The organism is Enterobacter cloacae complex sp. I1M, assembly GCF_014982425.1.
GTDB classification, from domain to species: Bacteria; Pseudomonadota; Gammaproteobacteria; order Enterobacterales; family Enterobacteriaceae; genus Enterobacter; species Enterobacter intestinihominis.
This window is the reverse complement of the sequence record NZ_JADCLG010000013.1, coordinates 193969-213400: the sequence shown is the minus strand read 5'-3', so window position 1 is coordinate 213400 and position 19432 is coordinate 193969. Positions and strand designations below refer to the sequence as shown.

The 19432-nt window shown below is 54.7% G+C and carries 16 protein-coding genes; 10 read left to right on the top strand and 6 right to left on the bottom strand.

Annotation, left to right across the window (positions count from 1 at the left end; all coding sequences use genetic code 11):
- Window positions 1-20: 20 nt before the first annotated feature.
- Window positions 21-1130 carry a YcbX family protein gene (locus INF86_RS08810; protein WP_193543434.1) on the top strand — a complete coding sequence of 370 codons (1110 nt, stop codon included), beginning with the start codon at window positions 21-23 and terminating at the stop codon, window positions 1128-1130.
- Here INF86_RS08810 and zapC read toward each other — a convergent pair.
- Both zapC and pyrD read right to left on the bottom strand, forming a co-directional pair.
- On the bottom strand, window positions 1127-1669 hold the full coding sequence (zapC, locus tag INF86_RS08805; protein ID WP_193543433.1) for a cell division protein ZapC: 543 nt from the start codon (window positions 1667-1669) through the stop codon (window positions 1127-1129). The genes INF86_RS08810 and zapC overlap by 4 nt on opposite strands.
- Before the next feature lie 166 nt (window positions 1670-1835).
- Window positions 1836-2846, bottom strand: coding sequence for a quinone-dependent dihydroorotate dehydrogenase (gene pyrD, locus INF86_RS08800; protein ID WP_015570907.1), 1011 nt, complete (start codon window positions 2844-2846; stop codon window positions 1836-1838).
- A 249-nt stretch (window positions 2847-3095) separates the two neighbouring features.
- On the opposite strand from pyrD, the gene ssuE reads away from it, so the two are divergent.
- Genes ssuE through ssuB form a run of 5 tightly spaced genes read left to right on the top strand, consistent with a single transcriptional unit; the run spans window position 3096 to window position 7336 of the window.
- Complete coding sequence (gene ssuE, locus INF86_RS08795) at window positions 3096-3671, top strand: NADPH-dependent FMN reductase (protein WP_063199509.1); 576 nt, start codon at window positions 3096-3098, stop codon at window positions 3669-3671.
- On the top strand, window positions 3664-4626 hold the full coding sequence (locus INF86_RS08790) for a sulfonate ABC transporter substrate-binding protein (protein WP_063199512.1): 963 nt from the start codon (window positions 3664-3666) through the stop codon (window positions 4624-4626). Before ssuE ends, INF86_RS08790 begins: the two co-directional genes overlap by 8 nt.
- Window positions 4623-5768, top strand: a complete 1146-nt coding sequence (gene ssuD, locus INF86_RS08785) for an FMNH2-dependent alkanesulfonate monooxygenase (protein ID WP_017384817.1) — start codon at window positions 4623-4625, stop codon at window positions 5766-5768. The genes INF86_RS08790 and ssuD overlap by 4 nt, the downstream gene beginning before the upstream one ends.
- A gap of 9 nt (window positions 5769-5777) precedes the next feature.
- Window positions 5778-6569 (top strand): aliphatic sulfonate ABC transporter permease SsuC, encoded by a 792-nt coding sequence (ssuC, locus tag INF86_RS08780; RefSeq protein WP_003858185.1) that lies wholly within the window; start codon window positions 5778-5780, stop codon window positions 6567-6569.
- On the top strand, window positions 6566-7336 hold the full coding sequence (gene ssuB, locus INF86_RS08775; RefSeq protein WP_022647644.1) for an aliphatic sulfonates ABC transporter ATP-binding protein: 771 nt from the start codon (window positions 6566-6568) through the stop codon (window positions 7334-7336). The genes ssuC and ssuB overlap by 4 nt, the downstream gene beginning before the upstream one ends.
- 89 nt (window positions 7337-7425) lie before the next feature.
- Here ssuB and pepN read toward each other — a convergent pair whose 3' ends face one another.
- Window positions 7426-10038 (bottom strand): aminopeptidase N, encoded by a 2613-nt coding sequence (gene pepN, locus INF86_RS08770; protein WP_063147654.1) that lies wholly within the window; start codon window positions 10036-10038, stop codon window positions 7426-7428.
- Between the two features lie 253 nt (window positions 10039-10291).
- Here pepN and pncB point away from each other — a divergent pair, with 253 nt between their 5' ends.
- From pncB to INF86_RS08750, 4 genes are all read left to right on the top strand, one after another.
- Entirely contained in the window at window positions 10292-11494 is a 1203-nt protein-coding gene (gene pncB / locus INF86_RS08765) for a nicotinate phosphoribosyltransferase (RefSeq protein WP_193543432.1), read from the top strand.
- A gap of 168 nt (window positions 11495-11662) precedes the next feature.
- On the top strand, window positions 11663-13063 hold the full coding sequence (gene asnS, locus INF86_RS08760) for an asparagine--tRNA ligase (RefSeq protein WP_003858191.1): 1401 nt from the start codon (window positions 11663-11665) through the stop codon (window positions 13061-13063).
- 605 nt (window positions 13064-13668) lie between these two features.
- A complete protein-coding gene (gene ompF / locus INF86_RS08755; protein ID WP_022647640.1) occupies window positions 13669-14727 on the top strand; it encodes a porin OmpF in 1059 nt (352 codons plus the stop codon).
- A 184-nt stretch (window positions 14728-14911) separates the two neighbouring features.
- Complete coding sequence (locus INF86_RS08750) at window positions 14912-16102, top strand: amino acid aminotransferase (protein ID WP_023299734.1); 1191 nt, start codon at window positions 14912-14914, stop codon at window positions 16100-16102.
- A 52-nt stretch (window positions 16103-16154) separates the two neighbouring features.
- On the opposite strand, the gene INF86_RS08745 is transcribed toward INF86_RS08750, so the two are convergent.
- From INF86_RS08745 to ldtD, 3 genes are all read right to left on the bottom strand, one after another.
- Window positions 16155-16802, bottom strand: a complete 648-nt coding sequence (locus tag INF86_RS08745; RefSeq protein WP_023299733.1) for an MBL fold metallo-hydrolase — start codon at window positions 16800-16802, stop codon at window positions 16155-16157.
- Window positions 16803-16822: 20 nt separating this feature from the next.
- Window positions 16823-17374, bottom strand: a complete 552-nt coding sequence (locus tag INF86_RS08740; RefSeq protein ID WP_003858202.1) for a YcbK family protein — start codon at window positions 17372-17374, stop codon at window positions 16823-16825.
- 175 nt (window positions 17375-17549) lie between these two features.
- Complete coding sequence (gene ldtD, locus INF86_RS08735) at window positions 17550-19373, bottom strand: L,D-transpeptidase (protein ID WP_193543431.1); 1824 nt, start codon at window positions 19371-19373, stop codon at window positions 17550-17552.
- Window positions 19374-19432 lie beyond the last annotated feature (59 nt).

Genomic DNA, 19432 nt, shown 5'->3' with positions numbered 1-19432 from the left:
TTATTTAGCGGGAGTGTGCAGTGGCGACGTTATCCAGGCTTTTTATTCATCCGGTGAAATCCATGCGTGGTATCGGCGTGACGCACGCGCTGGCCGATATGAGCGGATTCGCCTTCGATCGTATTTTTATGATCACCGAGCCTGACGGTACGTTCATCACCGCACGTCAGTTCCCGCAGATGGTTCGCTTTACGCCTTCCCCGCTTCATGACGGATTGCATTTGACCGCGCCAGACGGTTCAAGCGTCGTGATCCGCTTTGCTGATTTTGCGCCGGTTGAAGCGCCAACGGAAGTGTGGGGCAATCATTTTACCGCGCGTATCGCGCCGGATAACATTAACCAGTGGCTGAGCGGCTTTTTCTCACGTGACGTTCAGCTGCGCTGGGTTGGGCCTGCGCTGACTCGTCGCGTGAAACGTCACGACGCGGTTCCCCTCTCCTTTGCGGATGGTTTTCCCTTCCTGCTGACCAGCGAGGCCTCGCTGCGTGATTTACAAACCCGTTGCAAAGCCAGCGTGCAGATGGAGCAGTTTCGCCCGAATCTGGTGGTGACCGGAGCGGATGCCTGGGATGAAGATACCTGGAAAGTGATCCGCATCGGCAGCGTTATCTTTGATGTCGTGAAGCCGTGCAGCCGCTGTATTTTTACCACCGTCAGCCCGGAGAAAGGTCAGAAACACCCTTCCGGCGAACCGCTGAAAACCTTGCAATCATTTCGTACCGCGCAGGATAACGGTGATGTCGACTTCGGCCAGAACCTGATCCCCCGCTCCAGCGGCGTAATCCGCGTGGGCGACGAGGTCGAAATTCTTACCCGCGGCCCTGCAAGAGTGTACGGCGCAGGCCAGGAAGAAGAAATGGTTGACGTTGTCACCAACGTCGCTTCCGCAGTGGATATTCACTGGGAAGGCAAAGTTATTCGTGGTAACAATCAGCAGGTGCTACTGGAACAGCTGGAGCATGCGGGTATCCGCGTACCTTATTCCTGTCGCGCGGGGATTTGCGGATGCTGTCGCATTAAACTGGTCGATGGTGAAGTGAGTGCCCTGAAGAAATCTGCGATTGGCAGTGACGGCACGATCCTGTGCTGTAGCTGTGTACCGAAAACATCCGTACAGCTGGAAGCTTAAACCGCCTGTTCGAGGCTGAAGGAATCGACGCGCAGCTGAGGCTTCAGCCTGTCATTCATCACTTTGATGGCATCACCTAACTGCATGACTCGCCCGGCAATGGTCACGCCGGGTTGGGCCAGCAAACAGAGCGCAGCGTTTTCACCGGGTTCAACCACCAGCAAATTCACCTCATCTTCGGTATCGCTCAGATTGACGCTGGCCGCATCGCCGATAGCCGGGGTCCAGCTCATACCGTGCGCGAGGAAATGCCAGCTTTTCGGCATTTGTGGTTTCAGGAAACGGATCGCCACCAGCGCATTTAGTACCAGTTCAGCGCGCTGTTCTTTGGAGAGATTGAAGTCGCGGCATTTTTCTTCAAAAGAGAAATAGAGTGCAGCGTCGTCAACGCAAAAGCCTGAGGGAGCAAACGCGTCTGGCGTTAACATTCGGCGCGCAAAACGAGAGCGAAACAACATGCCATTGGCTAAGTCGAGCATCATACGGTCATGCTCGTCACAAAAATACCAGCGCCAGTTATCGTCAGGTTTAATTCGCATGTTTCTCTCCCGTCCCCAAAACGTCCTGTACTAAAAATGTCCTGTTTGCCGCTTCGCTTATAACACTAGTAATAAAAGACTATAATGTCTAAATAAGCAACAATGACGGAATATAAAACAACCAGGGCTGGAAATAAAGCCCTGGTTGTCTGATTAAGAGAAAAGATTAGATATGCGTGACAATTTCTTTAATCAATGGCGGCCCTTTAAAAATAAAGCCGGAATAAATTTGCACCAGTGAAGCCCCTGCCGCCATCTTCTCACGTGCAGCGATGACGGAGTCAATGCCACCCACGCCAATAATCGGCAGCTGGCCTTTTAATTCCGCGGAGAGTGCGCGAATAATTTCGGTGCTTTTTAATTGTACCGGACGGCCGCTTAATCCACCCGCTTCGTCACAGTTTTTCATTCCCTGGACGAGGGAGCGATCGAGCGTTGTATTGGTCGCAATCACACCATCAATATTATGGCGAACTAAACTGTCGGCAACCTGGATCAATTCTTCTGCCGAAAGATCCGGGGCGATCTTAACCGCGACCGGAACATATTTATGGTGGATCGCCTGTAGTGCCGTTTGTTTATTTTTAATGGCGCTAAGAAGATCGTCAAGCGCTTCGCCATATTGTAATGAACGCAGCCCTGGGGTGTTAGGCGAGGATATATTCACCGCGATATAACCGGCATAGGCATAGACTTTTTCCATACAAATCAGATAGTCATCTTTACCCTGCTCGACTGGCGTGTCTTTATTTTTGCCAATATTAATACCCAGCACACCATCAAAATGGGCTTTCTTAACGTTCTCAACCAGATGATCGACGCCAAGGTTATTAAAGCCCATGCGGTTGATCAGCCCCTCGGCTTCAACCAGGCGGAACAGACGTGGCTTGTCATTTCCCGGCTGCGGACGCGGCGTCACTGTCCCGATTTCGATCGAGCCAAAGCCCATCGCGCCGAGTGCATCAATGCATTCGCCATTTTTGTCCAGACCGGCCGCAAGGCCCAGTGGATTTTTGAACGTCAGGCCCATGCATTGGACAGGTTTTTCCGGCACGTTTTGACGCACCAGCGCGGCCAGAGGCGTTCCTGTAATACGACGTAACTGCTGAAATGTAAATTCATGAGCGCGCTCAGGATCGAGCTGGAAAAGGGCTTTACGAACGAAGGGGTAGTACATGAACTCTCCTGGATTCCCGGTGTGCAAACCGGGAGGGGATTATGTGCGATCCCGCCCGGAAAGGGAATTGACCTGTGGCAAAAAAAGCCATGTTAAACGCAATCGTTTACTTATCGGTTCGCTTCTTATGCTTTTTTCTGCATTCATCCTGAGGATAAATCATTTAGTGGAATAACCACGCAATGTCACACTCCTGAAAATTGTTATGAATGTTAGATAAAAGCAAACAATTAGTTATAAGGAGCAACCATGCGCGTCATTACCCTGGCCGGAAGCCCCCGCTTCCCCTCTCGATCCAGCGCACTGCTGGAATACGCTCGCGAAAAGCTTAATGCTCTGGATGTCGAAGTGTGTCACTGGAATTTGCACAATTTCGCGCCTGAAGATCTGCTCTACGCCCGTTTCGACAGCCCGGCGCTGAAAACCCTGATCGAACAACTTAAGCGTGCTGACGGGTTGGTCGTCGCGACACCAATTTATAAAGCCTCTTTTTCCGGTGCACTGAAAACGCTGCTCGATCTGCTGCCCGAACGCGCGCTGGACGGTAAGGTCGTCCTGCCGCTGGCCACAGGCGGTACGGTAGCCCATTTACTGGCGGTGGATTATGCCCTCAAGCCGGTTCTGAACGCGCTGAAAGCGCAGGAGATCCTGCATGGCGTCTTCGCTGACGACTCACAGGTAATCGACTACCAGCATAAACCGCATTTCACGCCGAATCTGCAAACCCGCCTCGACAGCGCGCTTGAAACCTTCTGGCACGCCCTTAATCGTCGGGATCGCCACGCGGCGGCATTTCATCAATTACAAGGAGTGGCGCATGTTTAAAACAGTTACCCGTATCGGGCTGGCAGGTCTGCTGGCAGTGGCATCGCTGGCTCAGGCGGCGGAGAAAACGCCGGAGAGCCTGCGTATCGGTTATCAGAAAGGCAGCGTCAGCATGGTGCTGGCGAAAAGCCATGCGTTGCTGGAGAAGCGTTTCCCGCAGACCAAATTCTCATGGGTCGAGTTCCCTGCCGGACCGCAGATGCTGGAGGCGCTGAACGTCGGAAGTATTGATTTAGGCAGCACCGGCGATATCCCGCCGATCTTTGCCCAGGCGGCCGGGGCGGATCTGGTTTACGTTGGCGTTGAGCCCGCCAAGCCGAAGGCAGAGGTTATTTTGGTGCCGGAAAACAGCGAGATCAAAAGCGTCGCCGATCTCAAAGGCCATAAGGTTGCTTTCCAGAAAGGTTCAAGCTCGCACAACCTGCTGCTGCGCGCGTTGCGGGAGGCCGGCCTTAAATTCACCGATATCCAGCCCGTTTACCTGACGCCTGCCGATGCGCGCGCGGCGTTTCAGCAAAAAAATGTTGATGCCTGGGCTATTTGGGATCCGTACTACTCCGCCGCACTGTTGCAGGGCGGTGTGCGGGTGCTGAAAGACGGCACCACCCTGAAACAAACCGGTTCGTTCTACCTGGCGGCACGTCCTTACGCTGAAAAAAATGGCGCATTTATTCAGCAGGTGCTGGATACCTTCTCTCAGGCCGATGCGCTGACCCAAAGCCAGCGTCAGCAGAGCATCACGCTACTGGCAAAAACCATGGGCCTGCCTGAACCGGTGATCGCCACCTATCTTGACCACCGTCCTCCCACCACCATAGCGCCGGTTGACGCCCACGTTGCCGCCCTCCAGCAGCAAACGGCAGACCTCTTTTATCAAAACCGCCTGGTTCCAAAGCAGGTGAATATTCGCGAACGCATCTGGCAACCCGCTGGCATTGAAGGAAAAAAATCATGAGTCTGAATCTTTTCTGGTTTTTACCCACCCACGGTGATGGACACTATCTTGGCACAGAAGAAGGCGCCCGCCCGGTCGATCACGGCTATCTACAGCAGATCGCCCAGGCGGCAGACCGCATCGGTTTTACCGGGGTGCTGATCCCGACGGGCCGTTCATGTGAGGATGCGTGGCTGGTTGCCGCGTCGATGATCCCCGTCACCCAGCGCCTGAAATTCCTGGTAGCCTTGCGCCCAAGCGTGGTGTCGCCCACCGTCGCGGCACGCCAGGCGGCAACGCTGGACAGGCTCTCCAACGGCCGCGCGCTGTTCAACCTGGTGACGGGCAGCGATCCGCAGGAGCTGGCGGGCGATGGCGTTTTTCTCGATCATACCGAGCGCTATGAAGCCTCCGCAGAGTTCACCCGCGTCTGGCGACGTCTGCTGGAAGGGGAAACCGTCACCTTCGAAGGAAAACATATCCACGTTCGCGATGCGCAACTCTACTTCCCGCCGGTACAGCAGCCGCGCCCTCCCCTTTATTTCGGCGGATCGTCGGACGTGGCGCAGGAGCTGGCGGCTGAGCAGGTCGATCTCTATCTGACCTGGGGCGAGCCACCGGAGCTGGTTAAAGAGAAAATTGCTCAGGTACGCGCCAAAGCCGCAGAACATGGCCGTACGGTGCGCTTCGGCATTCGCCTGCACGTGATCGTACGCGAAACCAACGACGAGGCCTGGCAAGCTGCCGACCGTCTGATCGCTCATCTGGACGACGACACTATCGCCAAAGCACAGGCGGCGTTTGCCAAAACCGACTCAGTGGGCCAACACCGAATGGCCTCCCTGCACAACGGCAAGCGTGAAAATCTTGAGATCAGCCCGAACCTGTGGGCCGGGGTGGGTCTGGTGCGCGGCGGCGCCGGTACGGCGCTGGTCGGCGACGGTCCAACCGTAGCGGCACGCATTAATGAATACGCGGCGCTGGGGATCGACAGCTTTATCCTGTCTGGCTACCCGCATCTGGAGGAGGCCTACAAGGTGGGTGAACTGCTCTTCCCGCACCTGGATGTCGCTATCCCGGAAATTCCGCAGCCACGTCAGCTTCAGTTGCAGGGCGAAGCCGTGGCGAATGCGTTTATCCCGAGAAAAGTCGCGCAAAGTTAAGGAGCCACCATGTCTGCAACCGCACAAAAATGGCTGCTGCGCGCCGCGCCGTGGTTTCTGCCCGTCGGCATTGTCCTCGTCTGGCAACTGGCGTCTTCAACTGGCTGGCTGTCGAGCCGCATTTTGCCCTCTCCGGAGGGCGTTGTGGAAGCGTTCTGGTCGCTAAGCGCCAGCGGTGAGCTGTGGCAACATCTTGCCATCAGCTCCTGGCGCGCGGTAATCGGCTTTTCGATTGGCGGGAGCATCGGCCTGACGCTGGGGCTGATCAGCGGCCTGTCCCGCTGGGGTGAGCGGCTGCTGGATACCTCCGTTCAAATGCTGCGTAACGTGCCGCATCTGGCGCTTATTCCGCTGGTTATCCTGTGGTTTGGCATTGATGAGAGCGCCAAAATTTTTCTCGTGGCGCTGGGAACATTATTCCCGATTTATATCAATACCTGGCATGGGATCCGCAATATCGATCGCGGTCTGGTTGAGATGGCCCGCAGCTATGGCCTGTCAGGTTTTGCCCTGTTTACCCATGTGATCCTGCCGGGCGCCCTGCCCTCCATTATGGTTGGGGTGCGTTTTGCGCTCGGCCTGATGTGGCTAACCCTGATCGTGGCGGAAACCATTTCGGCTAACTCCGGCATTGGTTATCTGGCGATGAACGCCCGCGAGTTCCTGCAAACGGACGTGGTGGTGGTTGCCATTATCCTTTATGCCCTGCTTGGCAAACTTGCGGACGTCAGCGCCCAGTGGCTGGAACGTAGCTGGCTGCGCTGGAACCCGGCCTACACCGCTCAGGAGGCGAAAGCATGAATACTGCACGACTGAACCAGGGAACACCGTTACTGCTGAACGGCGTGACCAAACGCTACGGTGATAACACCATTCTGAATGCACTGGATCTGCATATTCCTGCCGGACAGTTTGTGGCCGTTGTTGGCCGCAGCGGTGGCGGCAAGAGTACCCTGCTGCGTCTTTTAGCCGGGCTGGAGGCGCCAAACAGCGGTGACATTCTGGCAGGCACCACGCCGCTGTCCACGATTCAGGATGATACGCGCATGATGTTTCAGGACGCGCGTCTGCTGCCGTGGAAAACGGTGATGGATAACGTCGGGCTGGGCCTGAAGGGTAGCTGGCGGGAGGATGCCCGGCAGGCACTCGCCGCCGTCGGGCTGGAGAATCGCGCGGGAGAGTGGCCTGCGGCCCTGTCGGGTGGACAAAAGCAGCGCGTGGCCCTGGCACGCGCGCTGATTCATCGTCCCGGCCTGCTGCTGCTTGATGAACCGCTCGGCGCGCTTGATGCCCTGACGCGGATCGAGATGCAGGACCTGATTGAAACCCTCTGGCAGACGCACGGCTTTACGGTTCTGCTGGTGACGCATGACGTAAGCGAAGCTGTGGCAATGGCAGACAGGGTGCTGTTAATAGAAGAGGGTAAAATTGGTCTGGATCTGACGGTGGATATTCCACGTCCTCGCCGGGTGGGATCGGCCAGACTGGCGGAGCTGGAGGCGGAAGTGCTGGATAGAGTGATGAAACGTGGAGAAGCGGAGATTCAGCGGATAAAGGCTAATGCCTGATGCCCTCACCCCGGCCCTCTTCAACAGGGAGCACGGCGCAAGGGCAAATCGTAGGCCCGGTAAGCGAAGCGCCACCGGGCTTTTTTACATCAGGCCAGCGCCTTTGTAATCTTCTCGTACAGATCGCCAGACAAATTTTCCAGCCCTTTCAGCTGCTCAAGTGCGGCACGCATTTTCGCCTGACGCTGCGCATCGTAGCGTTTCAGGCGGATCAGCGGCTCAATCAAACGAGACGCCACCTGCGGGTTACGGCTGTTCAGCTCGGTCAGCATTTCAACCATGAACTGATATCCGCTGCCGTCTTCGGCGTGGAACGCGGCCGGGTTGCTGCTGGCAAACGCGCCAATCAGCGAGCGGACGCGGTTCGGGTTGCTCATGGTGAACGAACGGTGCTTCAGCAGGCTGCGTACGTTGCTGAGCGCATCGGCTGCCGGGCTGGTGGCCTGAAGGATGAACCACTTGTCCATCACCAGACCATCCTGATGCCACCTGTCGTCGTACTCCTGCATAAGCGCATCGCGGCACGGCAGCTCGGCGGCAACGCTTGCGGCCAGCGCGGCCAGGGCATCCGTCATGTTATCGGCTTCGTGGTACTGCTTGCTGACCAGCGTGTTCGCCAGCTCTGCCTCACCAAATGCCAGATAGCGCAGGCAGGTATTGCGCAGGGAACGTTTACCGATATCCGCATGTTCCACCCGATACGCGTCCAGCTTGTTGGCGTTGTAAATTGCGAGGAATTCATCTGCCAGTTCGGTCGCCAGCGTGCGGGTCAGCGCTTCACGCACGGCGACGATCGCAATGGGGTCAATGATGTCAAACAGCTCGGCGATTTCAGTCGCAGACGGCAGCGTCAAAATTTCAGCCGCCAGCGCCGGGTCAATATTCTCATCCAGCAGGATGGCACGGAAGGCGTCTGCCACATGAACCGGCAGCGTCAGCGGCTGGCCCTGCTGGTAACGGTTCACGTTCAGCTTGATGTACGTTGCCAGCAGGCTTTGTGCCGCATCCCAGCGCGAGAAATCGTTGCGCGCGTGACGCATCAGGAACGTCAGCTGCTGATCGCTCCACTTGTATTCGAGTTTCACCGGCGCGGAGAACTCGCACAGCAGGGCAGGAACAGGCTGGAAATAGACGTTATCGAAGATAAAGGTCTGCTCTGCCTGGGTCACGTTCAGCACGTTATGCACCGGGTGACCGCCCTTCTGTAACGGGATCACGTTGCCTTCGTTGTCGTACAGCTCAACGCTGAACGGAATGTGCAGCGGATGTTTCTCTTCCTGCTCCGCCGTTGGCGGTGTGCGCTGGCTGATGGTCAGCGTGTACTGCTCAGTTTCCGGGTTGTAGTCGTCTTTGACCGTCACAATCGGCGTACCGGCCTGGCTGTACCAGCGGCGGAAATGAGACAGATCCACGTTAGAGGCGTCTTCCATCGCCTGGACGAAATCGTCGCAGGTGGCCGCACTGCCGTCATGACGCTCGAAGTAAAGCTGCATCCCTTTCTGGAAATTCGCTTCGCCCAGCAGGGTGTGGATCATGCGGATAATTTCAGCGCCTTTTTCGTACACCGTCAGGGTGTAGAAGTTATTCATCTCAATGACTTTATCCGGGCGGATCGGATGGGCCATTGGGCTGGCATCTTCTGCAAATTGCAGACCACGCATGGTGCGCACGTTGTTGATGCGGTTTACCGCCCGCGATCCCAGATCGGAGCTGAACTCCTGATCGCGGAAGACGGTTAAGCCCTCTTTCAGGCTCAGCTGGAACCAGTCGCGGCAGGTGACGCGGTTCCCGGTCCAGTTATGGAAATATTCATGGCCGATAACGCGTTCGATATCGAGGTAGTCTTTATCCGTTGCGGTATCGGTACGCGCCAGCACGTATTTGGAGTTGAAGATGTTAAGACCTTTATTCTCCATCGCGCCCATATTGAAGAAATCGACAGCAACGATCATATAGATGTCGAGGTCATATTCGAGGCCAAAGCGCGTTTCATCCCACTTCATGGAGTTGATGAGGGAGGTCATTGCCCACGGGGCGCGGTCAAGGTTGCCACGGTCCACGAACAGCTCCAGCGCGACTTCACGGCCAGAGCGCGTTTTAAAGGTGTCGCGCAGAACATCGAAATCGCCCGCCACCAGCGCAAACAGGTAGCAGGGTTTCGGGAACGGATCCTGCCACTGTACCCAGTGACGGCCATTCTCCAGTTCCCCTTCACCAATCCGGTTGCCGTTGGAAAGCAGGTACGGGTACAGCGTTTTGTCGGCAATAATTTTGGTGGTAAAGCGCGCCAGGACGTCCGGGCGATCCAGATACCAGGTAATGTGGCGGAACCCTTCTGCTTCACATTGGGTGCACAGGGCTACGCCTGACTGGTAAAGCCCTTCCAGCGCGGTATTGGCGGCAGGGCTGATTTCATTCACGATGCGCAGGGTAAAGCGTTCCGGCAGGTTGTCGATGACCAGCTGGTTGCCTTCTTCTTTATAGTCTGACCAGGCTTCATCATTAATATGCAGGGAAACCAGCGTCAGGTCTTCACCATCCAGACGCAGCGGCACGGCTGTCGCGCTCTGGCGCGTCACCTGGCTTACCGCCGTGACGACGGTTTTTGTGGCATCCAGGTCGAAGGTCAGATCGATATCGCTTATCAGGTAATCCGGCGCACGGTAGTCGTGGCGGTATTTAGCTTGTGGCTGTTGTGTCATAGAAAACCTTATGCATCGTTTGTCGAGTAACGATTCAATATATTCCGGTTGTGTAAAACGCGCTATGCAGAATGTTCATCTTTTCAGGCACAACGCCGTTTTTACTACATTTTTATAACACGGGGCACGAAATGCGCTCGACCATAAAGTGTGCTTATGTTGTGATCGGGGTTCAATAAATCACTAAACAGGGTATACTCCGGAGTTGTTTATTGTACTAAACGCTCCCGTGAGAGGATGCTACAGCGCACCTATGACTCAATTCGCTTCTCCGGTTCTGCATACGTTGCTGGATACCGACGCGTACAAGCTGCATATGCAGCAAGCCGTGTTTCACCACTATCATGATGTTCATGTTGCGGCGGAATTTCGCTGCCGGGGTGACGACTTGCTGGGTATCTACGCAGATTCCATTCGTGAACAGGTCGATGCCATGCAGCATCTGGCGCTCACCGATGACGAATATCAGTGGCTTTCAGGCCTGCCTTTCTTTAAAGCGGACTATCTGACCTGGCTGCGTGAGTTCCGCTATAAGCCGGAACAGGTCACCGTCACCAATGATAACGGCAAGCTGGACATTCGTCTGACCGGCCCGTGGCGCGAAGTGATCATGTGGGAAGTGCCGCTTCTGGCCGTGATCAGCGAGCTGGCCCACCGCTATCGCTCCCCTGAAACCGGTGTAACGCAGGCGGTTGCCGCTCTGGAGAATAAACTCGTTGAGTTTTCCAGACTGACAGAAGGGCTGGATATGTCCCGCTTCCGTCTGATGGACTTTGGCACGCGCCGCCGCTTCTCTCGCGAGGTTCAGGAAGCCATTGTCAGACGTCTGCAACAGGAGCCGTGGTTCGTTGGCACCAGTAACTACGATCTGGCGCGTCGCCTTGATTTAACGCCGATGGGTACCCAGGCGCACGAATGGTTCCAGGCGCACCAGCAGATCAGCCCTGACCTTGCCAACAGCCAGCGCGCCGCCCTCGCCGCGTGGCTTGAGGAATACCCGGATCGGCTGGGTATTGCCCTTACCGACTGCATTACCATGGACGCGTTCCTGCGCGACTTTGGCCCTGAGTTTGCCGAACGCTACCAGGGTTTGCGCCATGATTCCGGGGACCCGGTTGAATGGGGTGAGAAAGCCATCGCCCATTACGAAAAACTGGGTATCGATCCCATGAGTAAGGTGCTGGTCTTCTCCGATAACCTTGACCTAGCGAAAGCCGTCGACCTTTATCGCCACTTCTCATCGCGGGTGAACCTGAGTTTCGGAATTGGTACGCGCTTAACCTGTGATATCCCCCAGGTGAAACCGCTGAACATCGTCATAAAGCTAGTGGAATGTAACGGTAAGCCGGTCGCGAAGCTCTCCGACAGCCCGGGCAAAACCATCTGCCATGACAAAGCGTTTGTCCGCGCATTACGTAAAGCCTTCGATCTGCCTCAGGTTAAAAAAGCCAGTTAACGGCTTCGGGGGAGCCTTCATGGCTCCCCTTCTCTTATTAATTTCTTATTTCTTCTCTTAAGACGGTGAAATTTACTTGTCTGATAGCGGATGGCAGGTAACATAGATATCCCCCCTATAAGGGCGGACAAGTGTTTATTTTTTCCGACTATTAACAGAGAGAATATTATGAGCGTTGTGCCTGTAGCCGACGTACTCCAGGGCCGTGTCGCCGTTGACCAGGAGGTCACCGTGCGCGGATGGGTGCGTACTCGCCGAGATTCTAAAGCTGGCATCTCCTTCCTCGCCGTCTATGACGGTTCCTGCTTTGATCCTGTACAGGCCGTCATTAATAATTCTCTGCCCAATTACAATGATGACGTTCTGCACCTGACAACCGGCTGTTCCGTGATCGTCACCGGTGTTGTGGTGGCCTCTCCGGGCCAGGGTCAGAGCTACGAAATTCAGGCGACCTCGGTGGAAGTGACCGGCTGGGTTGAAGATCCGGACACCTATCCGATGGCTGCAAAGCGTCACAGCATCGAATATCTGCGTGAAGTTGCGCACCTGCGTCCGCGCACCAACCTTATTGGTGCAGTGGCGCGCGTGCGTCATACGCTGGCGCAGGCGCTGCATCGATTCTTTGACGAGCAGGGTTACTTCTGGGTGTCTACTCCGCTGATCACGGCATCCGATACCGAAGGCGCAGGTGAAATGTTCCGCGTTTCAACGCTGGATATGGAAAACCTGCCGCGTACGCCGGAAGGAAAAGTCGATTACGACAAAGACTTCTTTGGTAAAGAAGCCTTCCTGACGGTTTCCGGCCAGCTCAACGGCGAAACCTACGCCTGTGCGCTGTCTAAGATCTACACCTTCGGCCCAACCTTCCGTGCGGAAAACTCTAACACCAGCCGTCACCTGGCGGAATTCTGGATGCTGGAGCCGGAAGTCGCCTTTGCCGATCTGAATGACGTGGCAGGCCTGGCAGAAGCGATGCTGAAATACGTGTTCAAAGCGGTTCTCGAAGAGCGCGCAGACGACATGAAATTCTTCGCTGAGCGTGTCGATAACGACGCCATCGCCCGTCTTGAGCGCTTCGTCTCCGCAGACTTCGCGCAGGTGGATTACACCGACGCGGTCGCTATCCTGGAAAAATGCGGCGAGAAATTCGAAAACCCGGTTTACTGGGGCGTGGATCTCTCCTCCGAGCATGAACGTTATCTGGCAGAGAAGCACTTCAAAGCACCGGTTGTGGTGAAAAACTATCCGAAAGACATTAAGGCGTTCTATATGCGCCTTAACGAAGATGGTAAAACCGTTGCCGCGATGGATGTTCTGGCGCCGGGCATCGGTGAGATCATCGGTGGCTCCCAGCGTGAAGAGCGCCTGGATGTGCTGGACGCGCGTATGCAGGAGATGGGCCTGAACCCGGCGGACTACAGCTGGTATCGCGATCTCCGTCGTTACGGCACCGTTCCGCACTCTGGCTTTGGCCTGGGCTTCGAACGTCTGATTGCTTACGTAACAGGTGTTCAGAACGTACGTGATGTGATTCCGTTCCCACGTACACCGCGTAACGCAAGTTTCTAACCGACCAAATCATTAATGGCCAGCAAATGCTGGCCATTATTTTATCCTGCAATGTCAGTTTTCGTCAGTCAAAAGTAAGCGTCTATAAACCACAACCCCGCAATTCCCTCTACCTGTTACGTTTTGTTTCCACGAAATATCCTTAGACAAAAAAATAACCCTATTCTTATTGCGCTTAATACAATCCTTACGTAATAGCACAAAAAACAACCACTTTCACAGCCATCTGGATGGCTTTTGTCGATTATAAGAAAAAATGAGCCGTTTAACTTCTGTTTATACGAAAGACCTTTAGCTAAATTAAACATAAGGAAATCATATATATAAGAATAAAGCGGAGGTTTAATTCACCAGAACGCGCTGAAGTTTGAGGTGCTTCACAAAGTTCCCAAAAATACATATTTAGTTACACATATTTTCTTTTGGTAACTGAATCTTGAAGATTGTAGCACTTTCAGTGTAGCGAAACGGTTCTATGAATGGAAAGATGCCTGTCAGACACATAAAGACACCTAACTCTCATCAATAGTTCCGGAAATATTTATTGACAGAATTTATTGACGGCAGTGGCGAGTGTCATAAAAAACCAATGAGGGTAATAAATAATGATGAAGCGCAATATCCTGGCAGTGGTAGTCCCTGCCCTGCTGGTAGCCGGTGCAGCAAACGCTGCTGAAATCTATAACAAAGACGGCAACAAATTAGATCTTTACGGGAAAGCAGTTGGCCTGCATTACTTCTCTGATTACGCGGGCAACGATGGCGACAACACTTACGCGCGTCTGGGCTTCAAAGGTGAAACTCAGATCAACGATCAGCTGACTGGCTACGGTCAGTGGGAATACAATTTCCAGGGTAACAACTCTGAAGGCGGCGATGCGCAGAACGGCAACAAAACCCGTCTGGCATTCGCAGGTCTGAAATTTGGTGACGCAGGCTCCTTCGACTACGGTCGTAACTACGGTCTGGTCTATGACGCAATCGGCATCACCGATATGCTGCCTGAGTTCGGCGGCGACACCGGCGCGAGCGATAACTTCTTCGCAGGCCGTACGGGTGGTCTGGCGACTTACCGTAACAGCAACTTCTTCGGCCTGGTTGACGGTCTGAACTTTGGTGTTCAGTACCTGGGCAAAAATGAACGTGATGACGCGGTACGTTCCAACGGCGACGGCTGGGCGACCTCTCTGAGCTATGACTACGAAGGCTTCGGCATTGTCGGTGCTTATGGCGCCGCTGACCGTACCAACAACCAGCAGACTCTGGAATGGGGTGAAGGCGACAAGGCTGAACAGTGGGCAACCGGCCTGAAATACGACGCGAACAACATCTACCTGGCAGCCATTTATGGCGAAATGCGTAACGCAGCGCGCCTGGGCAGCCGTGGTTTCGCTAACAAGTCTCAGGACTTCTCTGTTGTCGCTCAGTACCAGTTCGATTTCGGCCTGCGTCCATCCATCGCTTACTACAAATCTAAAGCGAAAGACGTAGAAGGTATCGGTGACGAAGACTACATCAACTACGTTGATATCGGTGCGACCTACTACTTCAACAAAAACATGTCTACCTATGTTGACTATCAGATCAACCAGCTGAAAGACGACAACAAGCTGGGCATCAACAACGACGACATCGTGGCTCTGGGTCTGGTTTACCAGTTCTAATCAGCACACCTCGTTGCTATATGCTTAATGAACAGGGCTTCGGCCCTGTTTTTTTATTCCCGAGAGAAAATAATAGCGACTTTTGAAAAGCCGCACGCTTTTCGTCGCAAACGGTTGGCATTTTGTAAATCTACCGTTAACCTGATAGCGGATTTCACTTCTGTAATCACAATGGAACTTCGTCATGTTTGAGAACATTACTGCCGCTCCTGCCGACCCAATTCTGGGCCTGGCCGATCTGTTTCGTGCCGACGACCGCCCTGGCAAAATCAACCTGGGTATTGGTGTATATAAAGATGAAACCGGCAAAACTCCGGTACTGACCAGCGTCAAAAAAGCTGAGCAGTATCTGCTGGAAAACGAAACCACCAAAAACTACCTCGGTATTGATGGTATCCCTGAATTTGGTCGCTGCACCCAGGAGTTGCTGTTCGGCAAAGGCAGCACCATTGTGAGCGAAAAACGCGCCCGCACGGCGCAGACCCCAGGCGGTACCGGCGCACTGCGCGTGGCGGCAGATTTCCTGGCGAAAAACACCTCTGTGAAGCGTGTCTGGGTAAGCAATCCAAGCTGGCCGAACCACAAGAGCGTGTTTAATTCTGCGGGTCTGGAAGTCCGTGAATACGCCTACTATGACGCGGCAAACCATGCGCTGGACTTCGATGGTTTGCTGGCCAGCCTGAGCGAAGCCCAGGCGGGCGATGTGGTGCTGTTCCATGGCTGCTGCCATAACCCAACTGGTATCGATCCTACGCTTGAACAGTGGGAACAGCTGGCTAAGCTGTCCGTTGAAAAAGGCTGGCTGCCGCTGTTCGACTTCGCTTACCAGGGCTTTGCCCGTGGTCTGGAAGAAGATGCTGAAGGTCTGCGCGCATTCGCCGCCGTCCATCAGGAGCTGATTGTCGCAAGCTCCTATTCCAAGAACTTTGGTCTGTATAACGAGCGTGTCGGCGCCTGTACGCTGGTGGCCGCTGACGATCAAACTGTCGATCGCGCATTCAGCCAGATGAAGTCCGTGATCCGCGCTAACTACTCCAACCCACCGGCACACGGTGCGTCTGTAGTTGCGACGATCCTGAGCAACGATGCGCTGCGCGCAATCTGGGAACAAGAGCTGAACGATATGCGTCAGCGCATTCAACGCATGCGTCTGCTGTTTGTGAACACGCTGGCTGAGAAAGGCGCCGACCGTGACTTCAGCTTCATCATCAAGCAGAACGGCATGTTCTCCTTCAGCGGCCTGACCAAAGAGCAGGTGCTGCGCCTGCGTGAAGAGTTTGGCGTCTATGCCGTTGCCTCTGGCCGCGTGAACGTTGCAGGTATGACGCCTGACAACATGGCGCCACTGTGCGAAGCCATTGTCGCGGTGCTGTAACCTGCACCCATAAAAAAAGCCTGCATCGCGCAGGCTTTTTTATTGAAAGGGTTTACCAGACAGGCATTTCATCCTGAAGGAACGGGTTATGCAACCGCTCATCGCCCAGCGTTGACATTGGTCCGTGTCCAGGGATAAACGTCACATCATCACCTAACGGTAATAACTTCTGCTTAATCGACTGAATCAGCTGACCGTGATCGCCGCGTGGGAAATCGCTGCGTCCTACGCCCCCTTTGAAAATCACGTCACCGGAAATCAGCAGGCGTGACACGTCATCAAAGAAGACAATATGGCCAGGCGTATGCCCGGGGCAATGCAACACCTGTAAAGTTACATTCCCTACGTTAACGCGATCGCCTTCGTTCAGCCAGCGGTCCGGTGTCAGTGGCTGACAGTCATCCAGACCAAACATGCGGCTTTGGGCAGGCAGCCCCTGAAGCCAGAACTCATCTTCTTTTTCCGGGCCGATAATCGGCACACCGTAGTGTTCAGCCAGTTCAGCCGCTGCACCCACATGGTCAAGATGGCCATGGGTCAGTAAAATCTGCATCAGCGTTACACCGCTTGCAGCGACTTCCTGCTTGATTGTCTCAGCGTCGCCACCGGGATCAACAAGCGCGGCCAGTTTAGTTTGTTCACACCAGATCAATGAACAGTTCTGTGAGAACGCGGTAACCGGAATAATACGATAGTTCATACTGCTCCTGTGTTTCGTTATTACCAGTGCCGAACCGGCCCGGTATCAATATGCACAAAGTTGCTACGTGGGTAGTATCCTACACCACCTGCGCGCATAGATAACGCCGCTTTGCGAATATTGGCTAACGAAACGCCTTCAATATGGAAATCCATCGCCTGCCCTTTGGTGTGATAGCTTTTTTTCGCTACCCCACGGCTGTGGGCGCGCAGTTCATTGTTGGTATCCAGAGAGCGATAGCCAGAAATGAGTTGCACCGGCCTTTTGGTCCCCAGCAGTCCCTGCAAGCGGTAAAGCTGATCGAATAATCCAGGGTCGATGGCTTTGATTTTGTTCGCGCGGAAATCACGGAAAAAATGGTTGAGTCGTGCTAATTCATCCTGAATATAGCCTCTGCCATCGAAAAATTCCGCTTTAAGCGTCTCACCAGTATGCAGATTGTTGAGCGTTAAAATACGCGGACGAGGTGTCGAGAGGGTGGCAAATGCTGGCGTCGGAAGGATGGCTGCTGCGCCCAGCGCAACGCCACCTAACGCCAGCAATTTGCGGCGATTAGCGTCAAATTTGTCCATGATAATCAGGTCTACAGGTAAAAGAAATTGTCAATATGCTTAGCGCACGAAGGGCACCATAACTGGCAAAGCCTGCTACGTCAAGGCGCCCAATCCCAGTGAATACGCGGCTTGCAGCCAGATCGCCTCATATTCACCATAACTTACGACAATCATTTTTACCGAACTACTTCATTTACCTGATTAATTGTTCCGCTTTTGGCAAGATTTGTGCGCCGGATCGCGCTGTCAGATCATAATTGTAAATATCTGTACGATACTGGGTACGTCCGTCCGCGCCCACAAACGCCGTCAGATAGTAAAGATTGACCGGAATATTGTGGCGGATATTGACGTAACGCGTATCCCCCTGCTTCAGGGCATCTGATATCCGCGTATCGTTCCAGCCTGCATCCTGCAACAGCATATTCGCCAGTTCGGAGGCCTTATTCACGCGAACGCAGCCAGAACTGAGCGCGCGTGCGTCTTTCTGGAACAGATTATGGTTCGGGGTATCATGCAGATAGATTGCGTCCGAACTTGGCATATTGAATTTGTAACGTCCGAGCGAGTTATGCGCACCCGGTGCCTGCTGGAAACGGAACGGCAGGTTCGAAGGCGTAATCGTTGACCAGTCGACCATCCAGGGGTCAATCGCTTCTTTGCTGTTCCAGCCACGCATCACCGTATAGTTATGTCGCTCCAGATATCCCGGGTCATTCCAGACCTTAGGCAGGATATCTTTGCGCGCCAGCGTCGGCGGCACGTTCCACGGCGGGTTAACCACCACGTTATTCAGCGCGCTGCTCATCATCGGCGTTTTGCGGTCAGGTCGACCCACAATCACGCGGGACGCCAGCACTTCGCTACCGTCCTGATAGTAGACCAGAGAGTACGCCGGAATGTTGACCATAATGCCGGTGGATAACGTGCCCGGCAGCAAGCGCAAGCGCTGGATATTCAACGCCAGCACCCCTGCCCGCTGGGCCGGAGAGACGTTCAGCCAGTCGCGAGTCGATGGACCAATCACGCCGTCGGCGCCCAGCCCCTGCGCGGCCTGGAACTGCTTCACTGCCGCGACCAGCTCGCGATCGTAAGCGGCGGGCTTATTGCTCAGCGCAACGGCGGTTTTCTCTTTTACCGGCGCCGACGGGCTGACGACTGCGTTTTGCGTATCGTCGCCGGGCAGCGCAATTTTAGGGCCGCTGTCAAGCATGCCAGACCGTTTCATAATTTCGCGAATCGCAGGCACATCGCTGCTCCATTGTCCCGGACGCAGCGTTGCTGTTCCACGCAATTGAGGCCACGGGCGGGAATCCGCGACCAGCTCAAGAAGCGACTGATGCATCGTGGCATACTGCGGGTGGGCGGGCGCAAGGCTTGCGATAAAGCGCGGCAGTTCACCGTTGTCCAGCGACAGCTGCCACTGATTAATGACGGACAGCGCGGGCGTCGCCAGCGTGTACGGTTTACTGCTGTATAACCAGCGGTTGCCGTTCACCGAAATCCCCGCCACAAACTGCAAGTAGCCCATCATGGCATCAGACAGCACCACGTCACGCGCCTGTCCGGTAACGGCAGGGTCGGTCAGGAGTTCAACCCAGGTCGTGAACTGTGGCTGAAAACCTGCAATCGCCACTTCAGCCAGCTGCTGCTGGAAGGCACGTACCGCCTCGCGATTTTCCCACATCGGTTTCATATCGCGCGCAGCGTAAAGCAGCGTGAGCTGGTTAATATAAGCGGGAGTATAGCCCGAGGGCAGCCCGGTCATAAGCTGCTGGCGTAATGATTCAGTATCGATGCCTTCCGGCAGCGGTTTAATGCCGGCCATGATGGCCGTCGCCGGAGACTGATCCAGCGGTTGTGACAGCGACGTCGGCTGCGCGCCCATCGTCGCGGAGCTGTCAGTCGGTACAATTTCAGGCTCATCGGCCTGAGCGGTAAACAGTGGAGCAAACATCACTGTCAGGCACAAACTCAGCGCAGACAGCTGACGACCACGATCTTTCTTAAGCAACATCCCTTGCCCCCTGTTTTTCACGACATGCCCAGTATTATGGAGCTTTCCTTCAGTATAGA